The sequence below is a fragment of the Streptomyces sp. PTL18 genome (genome assembly GCF_059510295.1).
The window spans coordinates 43,217-58,246 of record NZ_JCAJZO010000014.1 but is presented as its reverse complement, the minus strand read 5'-3'; the positions used below and the strand labels follow the sequence as shown (position 1 = coordinate 58,246).

General features: G+C 70.4%; 10 protein-coding genes and 1 pseudogene. 8 read left to right on the top strand and 3 right to left on the bottom strand.

Features of this window, described 5'->3' with window-relative positions:
- Positions 1–506 precede the first annotated feature (506 nt).
- Positions 507–1,331 carry an HAD family hydrolase gene (locus AC5WS8_RS24595; protein ID WP_496105625.1) on the top strand — a complete coding sequence of 275 codons (825 nt, stop codon included), beginning with the start codon at positions 507–509 and terminating at the stop codon, positions 1,329–1,331.
- A 384-nt stretch (positions 1,332–1,715) separates the two neighbouring features.
- Here AC5WS8_RS24595 and AC5WS8_RS24590 read toward each other — a convergent pair whose 3' ends face one another.
- Entirely contained in the window at positions 1,716–2,540 is an 825-nt protein-coding gene (locus tag AC5WS8_RS24590) for a Fic family protein (protein WP_496105624.1), read from the bottom strand.
- A gap of 100 nt (positions 2,541–2,640) precedes the next feature.
- Between AC5WS8_RS24590 and AC5WS8_RS24585 the strand changes: the two genes are divergently transcribed.
- A complete protein-coding gene (locus tag AC5WS8_RS24585) occupies positions 2,641–3,621 on the top strand; it encodes an ATP-binding protein (protein ID WP_496105623.1) in 981 nt (326 codons plus the stop codon).
- Positions 3,622–3,635: 14 nt separating this feature from the next.
- Here the strand turns inward: AC5WS8_RS24585 and AC5WS8_RS24580 are convergent, their stop codons facing one another.
- On the bottom strand, positions 3,636–4,967 hold the full coding sequence (locus AC5WS8_RS24580) for a polysaccharide deacetylase family protein (protein WP_496105622.1): 1,332 nt from the start codon (positions 4,965–4,967) through the stop codon (positions 3,636–3,638).
- A 292-nt stretch (positions 4,968–5,259) separates the two neighbouring features.
- Between AC5WS8_RS24580 and AC5WS8_RS24575 the strand changes: the two genes are divergently transcribed.
- The 6 genes and pseudogenes from AC5WS8_RS24575 (at position 5,260) to AC5WS8_RS24550 (ending at position 13,795) form a co-directional block, all read left to right on the top strand.
- The gene (locus tag AC5WS8_RS24575; protein ID WP_496105621.1) at positions 5,260–7,656 is read left to right on the top strand and encodes a bifunctional SulP family inorganic anion transporter/carbonic anhydrase; all 2,397 of its coding nucleotides are present in this window, start codon (positions 5,260–5,262) and stop codon (positions 7,654–7,656) included.
- A 295-nt stretch (positions 7,657–7,951) separates the two neighbouring features.
- Positions 7,952–9,916 carry an acetate--CoA ligase gene (gene acs / locus AC5WS8_RS24570; protein ID WP_496105620.1) on the top strand — a complete coding sequence of 655 codons (1,965 nt, stop codon included), beginning with the start codon at positions 7,952–7,954 and terminating at the stop codon, positions 9,914–9,916.
- Positions 9,917–10,472: 556 nt separating this feature from the next.
- Positions 10,473–11,937: pseudogene (nhaA, locus tag AC5WS8_RS24565) on the top strand (Na+/H+ antiporter NhaA).
- Positions 11,938–12,001: 64 nt separating this feature from the next.
- The gene (locus tag AC5WS8_RS24560; protein ID WP_496105619.1) at positions 12,002–12,481 is read left to right on the top strand and encodes a phage holin family protein; all 480 of its coding nucleotides are present in this window, start codon (positions 12,002–12,004) and stop codon (positions 12,479–12,481) included.
- Positions 12,478–13,428, top strand: coding sequence for an alpha/beta fold hydrolase (locus AC5WS8_RS24555; RefSeq protein WP_496105618.1), 951 nt, complete (start codon positions 12,478–12,480; stop codon positions 13,426–13,428). The genes AC5WS8_RS24560 and AC5WS8_RS24555 overlap by 4 nt, the downstream gene beginning before the upstream one ends.
- A gap of 187 nt (positions 13,429–13,615) precedes the next feature.
- Complete coding sequence (locus AC5WS8_RS24550) at positions 13,616–13,795, top strand: hypothetical protein (RefSeq protein ID WP_496105617.1); 180 nt, start codon at positions 13,616–13,618, stop codon at positions 13,793–13,795.
- Positions 13,796–13,829: 34 nt separating this feature from the next.
- Here AC5WS8_RS24550 and AC5WS8_RS24545 read toward each other — a convergent pair whose 3' ends face one another.
- Positions 13,830–15,029: a MarP family serine protease gene (locus tag AC5WS8_RS24545; protein WP_496105616.1), complete on the bottom strand. Its 1,200-nt coding sequence runs from the start codon at positions 15,027–15,029 to the stop codon at positions 13,830–13,832.
- Between the last annotated feature and the right edge of the window lies 1 nt (position 15,030).

Below are 15,030 nucleotides of genomic sequence, written 5' to 3'. Positions count from 1 at the left end.
CAAACGGAACCGGCCGTGCACGGGCCATGAACTCGCGGACGTGCACGAGCCATGAACTCGCGGCCGTGAACCGGCGTGAACTCGCCGTCGGCCGGACGCGTCGGAATCAAGGTGCAGCGATCCCGGAAATCGTGTGGATCTTGGTTGATAACTGTGGACAACTCAGCGGTTGTGAATATCGCCTTCACCCATACCGGTGAGGACCCGCAGGCCTCCGCAGAGCAGCACGGCGACTACCCACCGTTACGATCCCTGGACGTGACCGACCATCCGCCGCAGGACCACGGCAGGGCCTCGGGGATGCGCCGAAAAGCAGAAAAACCCACCCGGACATGCGACGACCCCCGCCGGGGGGGAGAGCGGGGGTCGTCCCCACGGCCGACTCGGGGGGGGAGGAGTCGGGCCGGGTTAGCACGGTCGCGAACGATCCGTGACTTCCATGGTGTACCCGAGAGCCCTCTCAGGCAAACCCACACGCCCCACCTTACGCCGAATGGTGGGCCCCTATGCTCAGGCCCGTGGAAAACCCCTCCTTGCCCCGCACGGCGGCCTTCTTCGACCTGGACAAGACGGTCATTGCGAAGTCGAGCACTCTCACCTTCGGCAAGTCCTTCTACCAAGGCGGACTGATCAACCGCAGGGCGGCGTTGCGTACCGCATATGCCCAGTTCGTGTTCCTGGCGGGCGGCGCCGACCACGACCAGATGGAGCGGATGCGGGAGTACCTGTCCGCGCTGTGCCGCGGCTGGAACGTGCAGCAGGTGAAGGAGATCGTCGCCGAGACGCTCCACGACCTGATCGACCCGATCATCTACGACGAGGCCGCCTCCCTCATCGAGGAGCACCACGGCGCCGGGCGGGACGTGGTGATCGTCTCCACGTCGGGCGCCGAGGTCGTCGAGCCGATCGGCGAACTGCTCGGCGCGGACCGGGTGGTGGCGACCCGCATGGTCGTGGGCGACAACGGCTGCTTCACGGGCGAGGTGGAGTACTACGCCTACGGGCCGACGAAGGCGGAGGCCGTCAGGGAACTCGCCGAGTCGGAGGGGTACGACCTGACGCGCTGCTACGCGTACAGCGACTCCATCACCGACCTGCCCATGCTGGAGGCCGTCGGCCATCCGCACGCCGTGAATCCCGACCGGGCCCTGCGCCGCGAGGCACTCACCCGGGGATGGCCGATTCTCGACTTCCACCGCCCGGTTCGGCTGAAGCAGCGGCTGTCGGTGCCGCCGCGTCCGGCGCTCCTCGCCATGGCGGCGATAGGCGCGGCGGCGGCCACGGCGGGGCTCGTCTGGTACGCGAGCCGGCGCCGCACACCCGTGCTGTGACCCCGCGGGACGCGCCGGAGGAACACACTCCCGCCCGATTCGCACCTCTTTGAAGCTAAAAGTAAAGAACTGCATGAAGGGCTTCCGCTTATCCGCGCCCTGGAGTACAAAGGGGTTAACGGCCCGCGAGACCAAAGGACATCCGAAAGGATCACCTTTTAAACGCAATTGGCCCCACGGACCGAGCATGAACACCGAGCACCCACGCGACGTCGACCCGTCGATTACGGGCCAGCCGCACCAGGTGACGGGCAAAGTTCCCGACCTGATGGGCGACCATCGAGGACGCTTGGTAACTCGGTGAACATGCCAGCGGCGGTACGAGACTTCGTACCGCCGCAACCATTGCGGCCCCCAGGAGCCAGGAGGGGGCTTTCCCCGTTTCTAGGCGGCCCCGCGCTGCAGCGCCTCGCAGACCGCCGTCGACTCGCGGACGCCGAGCTCGACCGCCTTTGCGCAGTGGGCGATCCAGGCCGCCATGCCCTCCGGGGTGCCCGACACATAGCCGTCCAGGGCTGCGGCGTAGGCGGCCCGGCCCAGCTCCGCGTGACCGACCTCCGCCGGGCAGATCGCCTTGGGATCGAGTCCGCTCCCCACCAGGAGGATGCGCTGCGCCGCGCGCGCGACGAGACCGTTGCGGGAGACGAAGGGACGCAGCGCGAGCAGTTCGCCGTGCACCACGGCCGCGGTCACGAGGGCGGGCGCCGAGCTGCCCGCGACGATCAGCCCGGAGAGCCCCTCCAGACGGCCGGACACCTCGGCCGCGCCCGGCAGCTCCAACTCCACCAGCGGCTCGTCGACGCCCTCACCGTCCTGCCGGGGGCGCCCCACACAGGGGTCCGGATCCGCCGCAGCCACCAGGTGCAGTCGTGCGAGCACCCGCAGAGGCGACTGCCGCCAGATGGACAGCAGCTGCCCCGCCTCGGCGGTCAGCCGCAGCGCGGCCCCGACCGTACGGGCGTCATCGTCGCCACTGAAGTCGGTGCGCCGCCGCACCTCCTCCAGGGCCCAGTCGGCGCCCGACAGCGCGGCCGAGCCACGCGCGCCACGCAGCGCCGCCTCCGAGGTGATCTCATTGCTGCGGCGCCGCATGATCCGGTGCCCGTAGACCCGGTCCACGGCCTTGCGCACGGACTCCACGGACTCGGCCACCCCGGGGAGCGCCCCGAGGGCGGCCAGCGGGTCGGCGGACGCACCTGTCGTACTCATGAGTACGACCCTACGCACACCGGGGCACCTCATTCGAAGGGGTGGTCTTGTTTCCACAGGCGTGCCACGCACAGCTACCACGACGCTACGCTTCGTGAATATGAAAATTGCTTTCGTCGGGAAGGGCGGCAGCGGCAAGACGACGCTGTCCTCCCTGTTCATCCGCCATCTCGCCGCCGTCGGCGCGCCCGTCATCGCCATCGACGCGGACATCAACCAGCACCTGGGGGCCGCGCTCGGGCTCGACGAGGACGAGGCCGCGACCCTGCCGGCCATGGGCGAGCGGCTGTCGCTGATCAAGGAATATCTGCGCGGCACCAATCCGCGGATCGCCTCCGCCGAGAAGATGATCAAGACGACCCCGCCCGGGGAGGGCTCGCGACTGCTTCGGGTACGGGAGGACAACCCGGTCTACGAGGCCTGCGCGCGCCCGGTGGAACTGGACGGCGGCACGGTCCGCCTGATGGTCACCGGCCCTTTCACGGACGCCGACCTGGGGGTCGCCTGCTACCACTCCAAGACGGGAGCGGTGGAACTGTGCCTGAACCACCTGGTGGACGGCCGCGACGAGTACGTGGTGGTCGACATGACAGCGGGGTCCGACTCCTTCGCCTCCGGCCTGTTCACCCGCTTCGACATGACGTTCCTGGTGGCCGAGCCGACCCGGAAGGGGGTCTCCGTCTACCGCCAGTACAAGGAGTACGCGCGCGACTTCGGGGTCATCCTGAGGGTCGTCGGCAACAAGGTGCAGGGCCGGGAGGACATCGACTTCCTCCGCGCCCACGTCGGCGACGACCTGCTGGTGACGGTGGGGCACTCGGACTGGGTGCGGTCCATGGAGAAGGGCCGCCCGCCCCGGTTCGAGTCCCTGGAGGACCCGAGCCGGCACTCCCTCGGCGTGCTGCAGGCGGCCGCCGACGCGACCTACGAACTGCGCGACTGGGAGCGGTACACGCGCCAGATGGCGCACTTCCACCGGAAGAACGCGACCAGTTGGGGAAACGAACGCACCGGCGCGGACCTGGCGGCCCAGATCGACCCGCGCTTCGTCCTCAGCGAGACCCTGGCGGCAGCGGTGTGAGCGACGGCCCCCGTCTACCGCTTCATCGGCGGCGCCCCCGGTACCCCCCTCGGTGCCGGGGCCGGTGACGAGGCCAGGAAGCTCGCCCAGCCCTCGGCCGGGGTCTCGCCCACCTTCAGGGTGCGCAGCTTCTCCAGGACCTGCGGGTCCTGTGCGTCCAGCCAGTCGACGAGTTGGCGGAACGAGACGCAGCGCACCTCGGGCTCGTTGCAGACGCGCTCGACGACCTCCTGGACGGCACGCATGTACGTACCGCCGTTCCAGGACTCGAAGTGGTTGCCGATGACCAGGGGGGCGCGGTTTCCCTCGTACGCCCGCCGGAAGCCCTGGTAGAGGCCGTCCCGCATCTGGTCGCCCCATTCCTCGAACTTGTCGGGGTCGCCCTGGGTCCGGGTGCCCGACTGGTTGACCATGAAGTTGTAGTCCATGGTCAACTGCTCGTAGGTGTGCCCCGGGAAGGGCACGAGCTGCATCGACAGATCCCACAGCCCCTCCTTCTTCTTCGGCCAGACCTGTTCGGCGACGCCCGAGGTGTCGTAGCGGAAACCCAGCTCACGGGCCGCCTTCATGAAGTTCTCCCGGCCCTCCAGACACGGCGTGCGGCCGCCGATGAGCTCCCTTTCGTAGTCGAAGGGCAGGGAAGGCTCCCGTCTGAGGCCGGAGTTGGTCCGCCAGGACTTCACGAAGGCCTTGGCCTGGGCGATCTCGTCCTTCCACTCCTCCACCGACCACTGGCCGACCCCGCCCTTCGGGCCGCAGAAGTGCCCGTTGAAGTGGGTGCCGATCTCGTTGCCCTCGAGCCACGCCAGCCGCAGTTGCTCGACGGTGTCCTTGATGCCCGCCACGTCGTTGAAGCCGATGTCCGAGCGGCCGGGCGAGTGCTGCGGCGGCCGGTACAGGTCGCGTTTCTCCTCGGGCAGCAGGTACACACCGCTCAGGAAGAACGTCATCGTCGCGTCGTTGGCCCTGGCGATCCCGCGGAAGCGCGAGAAGAGCCTCTGGCTGTCCTCGCCGGCCCCGTCCCACGAGAAGACCACGAACTGCGGGGGTCTCCGGCCGGGCCTCAGCCGCTCGGGTCCGGTCAGATGCGGCTGGGCGCCGGTGTAGGCGGTGGAGCCGTCGCCGATCGGACGGACCGCGCTTCCGGGAGCCCCTGCACCGGCGCCGGCCCCTTTCCGTGTGCCCTGCTCGGCGCGGGGCGGTGCGGAAGAACAGCCGGCCGGCGCGGTGGCCCAGGCGGTGACGCAGGCGGCGGCCAGGGCGACGCCCGCAGCGGTCCTGCGCGAGGGGGTTCCGGTTCTCGTGGTGGTGCTTCTGGAGGTGGCGCTCCTCGGGGTGGCAGCCATCTTCCACCCACCTTCTTCCTTCGGTCGGGCCACGCCGGCCGAGCCAAGATCGCACGGAAAACCGAAGTAATTTGTATGACAAGCCGATGAAATTGACCCTTCACCCTTTTGGGTGATTGCGTGAACCGTTTGCCCTGATATCAAATACCTTTCCTTTACGGTGCATTACGATCCATTTACCAAGCGATGAGACATCCCGCCGCTTGCGTCGTGACCCACGGCCGCGCCCGACCCCCGGCCCCCGCCGGGGCCACCACTTCCGCGACCGCGCCGCACCGGAGGAGACGGGAACATGCCCGCCTGCGTCCCCGCCCGCGCCGCCGACTCGACTCGGACGAAGCGCGCCCACCCGCCCCACAGCCCCCCACCGCCCCCGCCCCGTAGCTTCCGCATCGCGGGCGCCGATCTGTCCGCCTCCCTCGCCGTCTTCCTGATCGCCCTCCCCCTGTCCCTGGGCATCGCCCTCGCCACCGGCGCCCCGCTCCAGGCCGGCCTGGTCGCCGCGGCCGTCGGCGGCATCGTCGCCGGCCGCATCGGAGGCTGCCCACTCCAGGTCAGCGGCCCCGCCGCCGGTCTGACCGTGGTCACCGCCGACCTCATCCACCGCTACGGATGGCGCACGACGTGCGCCGTGACCGTCCTCGCCGGCCTGGCCCAACTGGGACTCGGCTGCCTGCGCGTGGCCCGCACCGCGCTCGCGGTGAGCCCCGCGATCGTGCACGGCATGCTCGCCGGCATCGGCGCCACCATCGCCGTGGCCCAGTTGCACATCGTGCTCGGCGGGACCCCGCAGAGTGCCGTCCTCGACAACCTCCGGGCACTGCCCCGGCAGTTGGCGCGTCTGCACCCGGCGGCCGTGTCGGTGAGCGTGCTCACCTTGGCCCTGCTCCTGGCCTGGCCACGGCTTCCCGGACGGACCGGGCACCTGCTGTGCCGGGTCCCGGCCCCACTCGTCGCCGTGGCGGGCGCCACCGCGACCGCCTCGCTCGCCGGGCTCACCCTGCCCAGGGTCGACCTGCCGTCCTGGAGCAGCCACGCCCTGGCCGGACTGCCCGAGGGCCCGGCACTCGGCGTCGCGGCCGCCGTCCTCACCATCACCCTGGTGTGCAGCGTGCAGTCCCTGCTGGGCGCCGTCGCCGTGGACAAACTGGCGGCCCGGCGCCATCCGTATCTCGGCCGCTCCGACCTGGACCGCGAGCTACTCGGACAGGGCGCCGCGAACATCGTCTCCGGAGCGCTCGGAGGGCTGCCGATCGCGGGCGTCGCCGTGAGAAGCACGGCGAACGTCAACTCCGGAGCCGTCAGCCGGTACTCCACGATGCTGCACGGAGTGTGGGTGATGGTGGCCGCGCTGCTGCTGGCCCCGGTGCTCGAGCTGATCCCCCTCGCCTCGCTCGCCGCACTGGTGATGGCCGTCGGCATCCAGATGGTGTCCCTGCACCACATCCGCACGGTCACCCGCCACCGAGAGGTGCCGGTGTACGCCGTCACCACACTCGGCGTCGTCCTCCTGGGCGTCCTCCAGGGCGTGGCGCTGGGCGTGGCAGCGGCCGTCGCCGTCGCCCTGCACCGCCTCACCCGCACCCGCATCACCCACGAGCAGCAGATGGGTGTCCACCACGTACGCGTACGAGGCCAGTTGACGTTCCTCGCCGTACCGCGGCTCAGCCGGGCGCTGCACCTGGTGCCCGCCGGGACCGAGGCCGTTGTGGAGCTGGACGGGTCGTTCATGGACCACGCCGCGCACGAGTCCCTGCAGGACTGGCAGCGCACCCACCGCGCGCGCGGCGGCACGGTCGCCCTGACAGGCCGGGACGGATCCCCGGTCGCGCTGCCCTCGCCGGGTGCGGTGCGGGCCGGATCGGGCGCGGAGTCCGCCGGGCCGTCGGCATGCCGGTGCCGCCCCTGGACGCCGTGGCGCAACCACCAGTGCGAGCGCCCGCCGACCGAACCCGCGAACGGCCGCACGGGCGGACCGGGCGAGGCCTTCGGACCGACGGCCTCCGGACCGAGCGGTCGGCAACTCGCCCACGGCATCAGCGCCTTCCAGCGCAACACCGCCCCGCTGGTGCGCGGTGAGCTGGCCCGCCTGGCGCGCGAGGGACAGCGGCCGTCGCATCTGTTCCTGACCTGCGCCGACTCCCGGCTGGTCACCTCGATGATCACCTCCAGCGGGCCCGGCGACCTCTTCGTCGTCCGCAATGTCGGCAACCTGGTACCGCTGCCCGGCGCCGAGAGCGGGGACGACTCGGTGGCGGCGGCCATCGAGTACGCGGTGGACGTGCTGCAGGTACGCTCCATCACGGTGTGCGGGCACTCCGGGTGCGGCGCCATGCAGGCCCTGCTCACCTCGGACGCGGACGGCGCCCGAACCCCGCTGAGGCGGTGGCTGCGGCACGGGCTGCCCAGCCTGGAGCGGATGGCCGACGACGAGCGGCCATGGGCGCGGATCGCCGGGCGGGAACCCGTCGACGCGATCGAACAACTGTGCCTGACCAATGTGGTGCAGCAGCTGCAGCATCTGCGAGTGCACGAGTCCGTGGCCCGCGCGCTGGCCGAAGGTGCGCTGGAACTGCACGGGATGTACTTCCACGTGGGCGAGGCCCAGGCCTATCTGCTGGCCCCGTCCGAGGAAGACGACGTCTTCAGCCGTGTGGGGGCGGCCGGGGACCTCCGCAATCCGGCGTGACACGACGGTGGCGGGCGGGCCGGTGCCGCCCGGTCCGCCCACCACCGTGACGACGATCCCCCCGAACTCCCCCAGAACTCGCTCCGGGCTTTCTCGCGACGGGTGTGAGATACGTCGCCGAACGAGCCCGCCGGGCGAACCGGGAGGGCGGCCCGCACGTGACCTGGGGCGTACCTTTCCACCCGCCGACCATGATAGGTCTAAACCATTTTCCGGTCGGCCCTTGTCACCGGGCCCTCCGGTCTGGTGAGCTGTGGCCTGGGACACAACGGACACCCTGGGAAAGGGAGATGTCGTGAGCAACGAAAGCCTGGCCAACCTGCTCAAGGAAGAGCGCAGGTTCGCGCCCCCCGCCGACCTGGCCGCGAACGCCAACGTCACGGCAGAGGCGTACGAACAGGCCAAGGCTGACAGGCTCGGCTTCTGGGCCGAGCAGGCCCGCCGGCTGACCTGGGCCAAGGAGCCTTCCGAGACGCTGGACTGGTCGAACCCGCCGTTCGCCAAGTGGTTCAAGGACGGCACGCTCAACGTCGCGTACAACTGCGTCGACCGGCACGTCGAGGCGGGTCTGGGCGACCGTGTCGCCATCCACTTCGAGGGTGAGCCCGGCGACAGCCGCTCCCTCACCTACGCCGAGCTGAAGGACGAGGTCTCCAAGGCCGCGAACGCCCTGCTGGAGCTGGGCGTCCGCAAGGGCGACCGGGTCGCCGTCTACATGCCCATGATCCCCGAGACCGCGATCGCGATGCTGGCCTGCGCCCGCATCGGAGCCGCCCACTCCGTCGTCTTCGGCGGCTTCTCGGCGGACGCGCTCGCCACCCGCATCCAGGACGCCGACGCCCGTGTCGTCATCACCGCCGACGGCGGCTACCGGCGCGGCAAGCCCTCCGCCCTCAAGCCGGCCGTCGACGAGGCCGTCAGCAAGGTCGACAACGTCGAGCACGTGCTCGTGGTGCGCCGCACCGGCCAGGAGGTCGCCTGGAGCGAGGGCCGGGACATCTGGTGGCACGAGCTCGTCGACCGGCAGTCCGCCGAGCACACGCCCGAGGCGTTCGAGGCGGAGCACCCGCTGTTCATCCTGTACACGTCCGGTACGACGGGTAAGCCGAAGGGCATCCTGCACACCTCCGGCGGCTACCTCACCCAGGTGGCGTACACCCACCACGCCGTCTTCGACCTGAAGCCGGAGACCGACGTGTACTGGTGCACGGCGGACGTCGGCTGGGTCACGGGGCACTCGTACATCGTCTACGGACCGCTGGCGAACGGCGCGACCCAGGTCATGTACGAGGGCACGCCCGACACCCCGCACCAGGGCCGCTTCTGGGAGATCGTGCAGAAGTACGGGGTCACCATCCTCTACACGGCGCCCACGGCCATCCGTACGTTCATGAAGTGGGGCGACGACATCCCGGCGAAGTTCGACCTGTCCTCGCTCAGGGTGCTGGGATCCGTCGGTGAGCCGATCAACCCGGAGGCGTGGGTCTGGTACCGCAAGCACATCGGCGGCGACCGCACGCCGGTCGTGGACACCTGGTGGCAGACCGAGACCGGCGGGATCATGATCTCCCCGCTGCCCGGCGTGACCGAGGCCAAGCCGGGCTCCGCGCAGCGGCCGCTGCCCGGCATCTCCGCGACCGTCGTCGACGACGAGGCGAACGAGGTGCCGAACGGAGGCGGCGGCTACCTGGTGCTCACCGAGCCGTGGCCGTCGATGCTGCGCACCATCTGGGGCGACGACCAGCGCTTCATCGACACCTACTGGTCCCGGTTCGAGGGCAGGTACTTCGCCGGCGACGGCGCCAAGAGGGACGACGACGGCGACATCTGGCTGCTGGGCCGCGTGGACGACGTGATGCTGGTGTCCGGGCACAACATCTCCACCACCGAGGTCGAGTCGGCCCTCGTCTCGCACCCGTCGGTCGCCGAGGCGGCCGTCGTCGGCGCCGCGGACGAGACGACGGGTCAGGCGATCGTCGCCTTCGTGATCCTGCGCGGTACGGCCGCGGAGACCGAGGACCTGGTGGCGGAGCTGCGCAACCACGTCGGCAGCACGCTCGGCCCGATCGCCAAGCCCAAGAGGATCCTGCCGGTGGCAGAGCTGCCGAAGACCCGCTCCGGGAAGATCATGCGCCGTCTGCTGCGGGACGTGGCCGAGAACCGTCAGCTCGGCGACGTCACGACGCTGACGGATGCAGACAGCCTGCGTCGCATCGTCGACGGTTTGAAGTCGAAGCCGTCGGCCCAGGAAGACGAGTAGGAGCCCATGCGGAAGGGCCAGGATCGGATCGCCGGTCCTGGCCCTTCTTGCTGTCCGCCTCCAGCGTCACGCAAGCGGACACGCGAGGCCGGGGTGGTGCCGGTTCCGGCGGCCTGGCCGTCGGCCACTCCTTCCGGCGCCGGGTCGCGGTGCTCGTTGACCTGGCCGCTCTGCTGCGGCGAGGCACGGTGAGCGCCGACTGCGTCAAGCTCATCGCGTACGGGTTCTGCTTTCTCATCTCGATCACCGTCGGGGGTGCCGCTGCGGCGGTGGTCGGACTGGGTTCAGTGCCTCCGGAATGACGATCGCCGCGCGTTCACCGGCGGCTTCGTGGGGGCCATGACCCTCGGCGCCTCGTTCATCGGCCCCTTCGACTTCTGACCGGCAACGCCCTCTCTCCCACGGAGAGAGCGGGAGTAGGGGCACCCGAGGGGCGCCAAGTGTAATGATCAGGTAAAGTGATCGTATCAAGGTGCGCCGGGAAGTCTGGTCGGCAAGAGGTCCGCACGTTCCGTGACGGCCGTCCGTTCGCCGTACCGACCCGGAGGTCCACCCTGTGGCCGCGTCCCGCACCCGCGTCTTTCCCGGACGCCTCTCCCTGCCCGAGCGCACATACATCGCCGACGCGCTGCGCACCGAGACCGTCGGCGGTGTACTGCTCCTGCTCGCCACGGTGGCCGCGTTGGTGTGGGCGAACACACCCGCACTCCACAGCGGCTACGAGAGCGTCAGCCACCACCACCTCGGCCCCGCCGCCCTCGGCCTGAACCTGTCCGTCGCGCACTGGGCCGCGGACGGCCTCCTCACGATCTTCTTCTTCGTCGCCGGGATCGAACTCAAGCGGGAACTGGTCGCGGGTGATCTGCGCGACCCGCGCGCGGCCGCCCTCCCGGTGGTCGCCGCACTGTGCGGCATAGCCGCGCCCGCGCTGGTCTACGCCCTGACCAACGCGGCCGGCGGCGGATCCCTCGCCGGCTGGGCCGTCCCCACCGCCACCGACATCGCCTTCGCACTGGCCGTGCTCGCGGTCATCGGCACCTCCCTGCCCTCCGCCCTGCGTGCCTTCCTGCTCACCCTGGCCGTGGTCGACGACCTGTTCGCCATCCTGATCATCGCGATCTTCTTCACGGACGGCCTGAACTTCGCGGCCCTCGGGGGCGCCGTCGCCGGTCTCGCCGTGTTCTGGGTGCTGCTGCGCAAGGGGGTGCGCGGCTGGTACGTGTACGTGCCGCTGGCGCTGGTCGTCTGGGCGCTGATGCACAACAGCGGCATCCACGCCACCATCGCCGGTGTGGCCATGGGCCTGATGCTGCGCTGCCACCGCCGGGAGGGTGAGGAGCGTTCACCGGGCGAGCGCATCGAACACCTTGTGCGTCCCCTGTCGGCGGGACTCGCGGTGCCGCTGTTCGCCCTTTTCAGCGCGGGCATCGCGATCTCGGGCGGGGCGCTCGCGGGCGTGTTCACCCGGCCGGAGACGCTCGGTGTCGTACTCGGCCTCGTCGTCGGCAAGACCGTCGGCATCTTCGGGGGCACCTGGCTGACGGTCCGCTTCACCCGGGCATCGCTGAGCGAGGGCCTCGCCTGGGCCGACGTGTTCGCGGTCGCGTCCTTGTCCGGTATCGGCTTCACCGTCTCGCTGCTCATCGGCGAGCTCGCCTTCGACGGTGATCCGGCACTCGGGGACCAGGTGAAGGCCGCCGTCCTCATCGGGTCGCTGATCGCGGCCTCCTGCGCGACGGTGCTGCTGAAGATACGCAACGCCAAGTATCGCGCCCTGTGTGCGGAGGAGGACCGCGACGACGATCCGGACGGCATCCCGGACGTCTACGAGGAGGACGGATCCGGCGTACCACCTGCGCATGGCCGAGATCCACGAGCGGAAGGCCACCGAGCACCACAGGCTCGCGGCACCGAGGTCCGCCGGGCACGGCACGGGCGCCGGTGTGCCCGCCGAGGGCGCTGACGGCGCGCTTACGGAAGTGGTGGGCAGGGCAAGCGAGGAGAACGAGCGTCCGGCATGATCTGACACATCACCATACTCCGCAGCGTCCGCGGAGCCCGTACGCAGAGAGCAGGGAGATCGCGATGAGCGCACCCGACGGCAGCCCGGTCGGCGCCGAACGCAGCATCGGCCAGCTGTTCGCCTCGGCGACGACCGAATTGTCCGCACTGGTGCACGACGAGATCGCGCTGGCCAAGGCCCAGCTCAAACAGGACGTCAAGCGCGGCGCGATGAGCGGCGGCGCCTTCTCCGCCGCGGGCGCGGTCCTGCTGTTCTCGCTGCCGATGCTGAACTTCGCACTGGCGTACGGCATCCGCACATGGAGCGGCTGGAACATGGCCGTCTGCTTCCTGCTCTCCTTCGGAGCCAACGTGGTGGTCGCCGGCCTGCTCGGACTCATCGGCCTGGCGTTCGCGAAGAAGGCGAAGAAGAGCAAGGGCCCGCAGAAGGTCGCCGCGTCGATGAAGGAGACCGCCGGCGTCCTGCAGAACGCCAAGCCGCACCCGCGGCAGCCCCAGCAGGCCGACAAGGCACTCGAGCCTGTGGCACGCTCGTCCTCATGACGGACCCCGCCACCCCTTCGGCGCAATCCCCTTCGGTCGTACGGCTGGACGTCCCGGGTGGGAAAAAGGTGACACACCGGGACGTAGCAGCCAATGGCGCACGTTTCCATATCGCCGAACTGGGCGACGGACCGCTGGTGCTGCTGCTGCACGGCTTCCCCCAGTTCTGGTGGACCTGGCGGCACCAGCTGGTGGCGCTGGCCGACGCGGGTTTCCGGGCGGTGGCGATGGACCTGCGCGGCGTGGGCGGCAGCGACCGCACGCCGCGCGGTTACGACCCCGCGAACCTCGCGCTGGACATCACCGGGGTCGTACGGTCCCTGGGCGAGCCCGACGCCGCGCTCGTCGGCCACGACCTCGGCGGCTATCTGGCCTGGACGGCGGCCGCCATGCGTCCCAAGCTCGTACGGCGGCTCGCGGTCGCCTCGATGCCGCATCCGCGGCGCTGGCGCTCGGCGATGCTCGGCGACGTCAAGCAGTCGTCAGCGGGTTCCCACATCTGGGGATTCCAGCGGCCCTGGCTCCCCGAGCGCCGGCTCACCGCAGACGGTGCCGCTCTGGTGGGGCAGCTGATCCGGGACTGGTCGGGGCCGCGGCTGCCGGACGACGAGGCCGTGGAGGTGTACCGGCGCGCCATGCTCATCCCGTCGACGGCGCACTGCTCCATCGAGCCGTACCGCTGGATGGTGCGTTCCCTCGCCCGGCCCGACGGCATCCAGTTCAACCGGCGCATGAAGCGTCCCGTACGGGTCCCGACCCTGCATCTGCACGGCTCGCTGGACCCGGTGATGCGGACGCGGAGCGCCGCCGGGTCCGGCGAGTACGTCGAGGCGCCCTACCGTTGGCGGCTGTTCGACGGCCTCGGGCACTTCCCGCACGAGGAGGACCCGGTGGCGTTCTCCTCGGAGCTGATCAACTGGCTGAAGGACCCGGAACCCGACCGCTGACCTGCCGCCGATCCGCGCGGGATCGGCCGGTCGGCCGGGGCGGGTGCACTCCGCCGGTGACCCTGCGGACGCGACCGCCATCCGGGCGCGAACACCTGTTCCACGAACGGCCACATGCCCGACGCATAGGCCAATTGGACGCCGCGGAGGCGGTTATCGACCTTGGGGCTGGGGCAGAGGTCGGGGTATGGGCTGGACGCACGACTACAGTGACGTAGCACGCAACCGCCGCTCGGCCACCGCGCCGGGCTCCCACCCAAGGGGCACCCCGCAACTGGCGGGCACGGACACCCAGGTGGGGATCCCCCGCATCCTGCGCCGCCGGGCCCGCTGGGTCTCGGTCCGTCTGCGCCACCCGCGCGGCTGAGTCCGCGCCCGGCCCGTCCGTAGCCGGCCGGGCCTCACAGCGCGCAGCTGTCGCTGTCCACCTGCTGGTTGGCCGCACGTCCCTGGGCGACGTCCTTGCGGACCTCGTCCGCCGTCAGCGCGTACCCCGTGTTGGCGTCGTCCAGGGACTTCGCGAACACCACCCCGTAGACCCTGCCGTCGGGAGTGAGCAGCGGGCCGCCGGAGTTGCCCTGGCGGACGGTCGCGTACAGCGAGTACACGTCGCGGCGGACTGTGCCGCGGTGGTAGATGTCGGGGCCGTTGGCCGTGATGCGGCCGCGGACGCGCGCGGGCTGGACGTTGTACGACCCGTTCTCCGGGAAGCCCGCGACGATCGCGCCGCTGCCCCCGGTGGCACCGGTGGACGCGAACTTCAACGCCGGGGCGTGCAGGTCGGGCACGTCCAGCACGGCGATGTCACGACGCCAGTCGTACAGGACGACCTTCGCGTCGTACTTCCGCCCCTCGCCGCCTATCTGGACGGTGGGCTCGTCGACGCCGCCGACCACGTGCGCGTTGGTCATCACCCGGCGGTCCCCGACGACGAAACCGGTGCCCTCCAGGACCTTGCCGCAGCTCTGCGCCGTGCCCATCACCTTGACGATGGAGCGTTGCGCGCGCACGGCGACCACGCTCCTGGCGAGGGCCGGGTCGGGCGGCCGGACCTCGTTGATGGGTTCGTTCGCGAACGGGCTGAAGACCTGCGGGAAGCCGTTCTGCGCGAGGACCGAGGAGAAGTCGGCGAACCAGGTGTCCGCCTGCGCGGGCAGGGCGCGGGAGACACCGAGGAGCACCTTGGAGCCGCGGACCTCCCGGCCGAGCGTCGGCAGCGTCGTACCGGCCAGGGCGGAGCCGATCAGCCAGGCGACCAGGAGCATCGCCACCACGTTGACGAGGGCACCGCCGGTGGCGTCCAGGGCGCGCGCCGGGGACCAGGTGATGTATCTGCGCAGCTTGTTGCCGAGGTGGGTGGTCAGGGCCTGGCCGACGGAGGCGCAGACGATCACCACCACGACGGCCACCACCGCTGCGGTCGTACTCACCTTGGCGTCGCCGGTCACGCCGTCCCAGATGACCGGGAGCAGGTACACCGCGACGAGACCGCCACCCAGGAAGCCGATCACCGAGAGGATGCCCACGACGAAGCCTTGGCGATAACCCACGACCGCGAACCACACGGCGGCGACCAGCAACAGGATGTCCAGCACATTCACG

Coding starts and splice junctions, on each gene's coding strand:
- AC5WS8_RS24595 (WP_496105625.1), top strand. CDS start 507: ATGCTCAGGCCCGTGGAAAACCCCTCCTTGCCCCGCACGGCGGCCTTC.
- AC5WS8_RS24575 (WP_496105621.1), top strand. CDS start 5,260: ATGCCCGCCTGCGTCCCCGCCCGCGCCGCCGACTCGACTCGGACGAAG.
- AC5WS8_RS24590 (WP_496105624.1), bottom strand. CDS start 2,540: ATGAGTACGACAGGTGCGTCCGCCGACCCGCTGGCCGCCCTCGGGGCG.
- AC5WS8_RS24560 (WP_496105619.1), top strand. CDS start 12,002: ATGAGCGCACCCGACGGCAGCCCGGTCGGCGCCGAACGCAGCATCGGC.
- AC5WS8_RS24585 (WP_496105623.1), top strand. CDS start 2,641: ATGAAAATTGCTTTCGTCGGGAAGGGCGGCAGCGGCAAGACGACGCTG.
- AC5WS8_RS24580 (WP_496105622.1), bottom strand. CDS start 4,967: ATGGCTGCCACCCCGAGGAGCGCCACCTCCAGAAGCACCACCACGAGA.
- AC5WS8_RS24550 (WP_496105617.1), top strand. CDS start 13,616: ATGGGCTGGACGCACGACTACAGTGACGTAGCACGCAACCGCCGCTCG.
- AC5WS8_RS24555 (WP_496105618.1), top strand. CDS start 12,478: ATGACGGACCCCGCCACCCCTTCGGCGCAATCCCCTTCGGTCGTACGG.